The sequence below is a fragment of the Halobacillus sp. BBL2006 genome, assembly GCF_000786645.1.
In the GTDB taxonomy this organism is placed as follows: Bacteria; Bacillota; Bacilli; order Bacillales; family Halobacillaceae; genus Halobacillus.
The window spans coordinates 1-1,566 of record NZ_JRNX01000217.1; the positions used below are offsets into that span (position 1 = coordinate 1).

Annotated in this window: 2 protein-coding genes; both read left to right on the top strand. The window is 39.4% G+C overall.

The genetic code is table 11. The features are described from left to right. Nucleotides 1-330 precede the first annotated feature (330 nt). Nucleotides 331-1,182: an SPOR domain-containing protein gene (locus tag LD39_RS07430; protein WP_035544680.1), complete on the top strand. Its 852-nt coding sequence runs from the start codon at nt 331-333 to the stop codon at nt 1,180-1,182. 163 nt (nt 1,183-1,345) lie between these two features. Then, nucleotides 1,346-1,566, top strand: a 221-nt coding sequence (locus LD39_RS07435; RefSeq protein WP_035544681.1) for a Maf family protein, incomplete at its 3' end; no start/stop codon positions are given.

Here is a 1,566-nt window from a genome sequence, read left to right on the forward strand (position 1 = left end):
TAGGTGCTAGTTTTTCTTATTTTTTTGGGAGTAGCATGATCGATTGGTATATTCAAACATTTTTTTAAAGTGGCTTGAAAAGAAAAGGAAATGATTCAGGATTTTCTATGAAAAAGACTCCCTCCCAATAAAACAGCAGATTATTTTGCATGTTTCATGATGGTAACGGAATAGTATAATTGTTACGTCCAAAATGGCGGCCTACAATATGGCCTGAAATTCTTCTTCTAAAACGGAAAAAACTTGTCGATGTTAACATGACAAATTTCAGCGTAGTTTTCATTTCTCCTGTGATAGGGTTAGGACAAACCTGGCAGGAGTGATTAATCTATGGAATCGAAAAAGAAAATTACGATATCCTTGCGAAAAAATGAACCAAAAGATGAAAAACGAGACTACTTTAAGGCAGAGGCAGAACAGGCAGCTGCTAAACAGTCGAAAGAAAAAAATGAAATGATTTTATTGGAAGACTCTTCTGAGCAATCGGTGTATAAGCTGCCAATGAAGAAAAAAAAGAAACTCCAGTCCCCGATGAAGCGAATAGCAGTCACGGCTTTAACTGCCCTGGTGATTAGCTTAGGACTGGGTTTTTTACTTTTACGTATGTTTGTAACATTGACGGATGAGACAACAACAGGAAGAGATGTTGTACCGGCGACATCCAATTCAACAGGAGAGCCTCAAGCAGAAGCCATTCAGAATGTTAACCCATCTGCCATTGAGTCGTATTTTATACAGGCAGGGGTGTTTTCTACTGAAGATAAAGCGATAGAATGGAAAACGAAGTTGACTTCTCAATCCGTATCCTCGATCGTCTGGGAACGGGATGGACAATATTTTTTATTTGCCGGCAGTGCACCGACACAGGAAGAAGCTGACGTACTAGCTGCCCAACTACAAGGGTACGGGGTAGATACATACGTGAAATCCTGGGTCGTTCTGAAGGAAGAAGGGTCTTTAGACGAAAAAGAAGCGAAAGTTATGGATACGTTGGTCACTCATCTTGAACAACGTACCTTGAACGATCTTTCTATCAACGAACGAGAAGCTATGGTGAATGAGCTCGGAAAAGATCCGAATGGAGTTTCTTTAGCTGCCTCTCTTCAAGATTGGAATGAGAAGGATACGTACAATATGAATTGGTTACGCGTCGCTCAAGGATTGGAAGAAATGATGAAATAGAAAAGTTAATGCGAGAAAGTAGGTAGAAAAAGCTATTTTGCGCTGTGATCTTCTCTTTTTTTAAATAGAGAAGAACCTTCATAGGTTAAAATAGCGGGATCTTCGAATTCTCATGATTGAGGTAAAATATAGATACCTCGTTGGAAGAAAGGAAGAATTACGTATGACTTCATTAGTTTTAGGTTCGCAATCCCCGAGAAGAAAAAAATTGTTGGAAATGGCTGGATATCAATTTTCTATTCGTCCAGCAAATATAGATGAATCATTTCCAAATGAATGGGGGCCGGAGCAGGCAGTCATCTATTTAGCTCAACAAAAAAGCTCAGCCATTACTATAAGGCAACAGGAGATTTTACTTACTTCAGATACCGTCGTTTCCCTGGG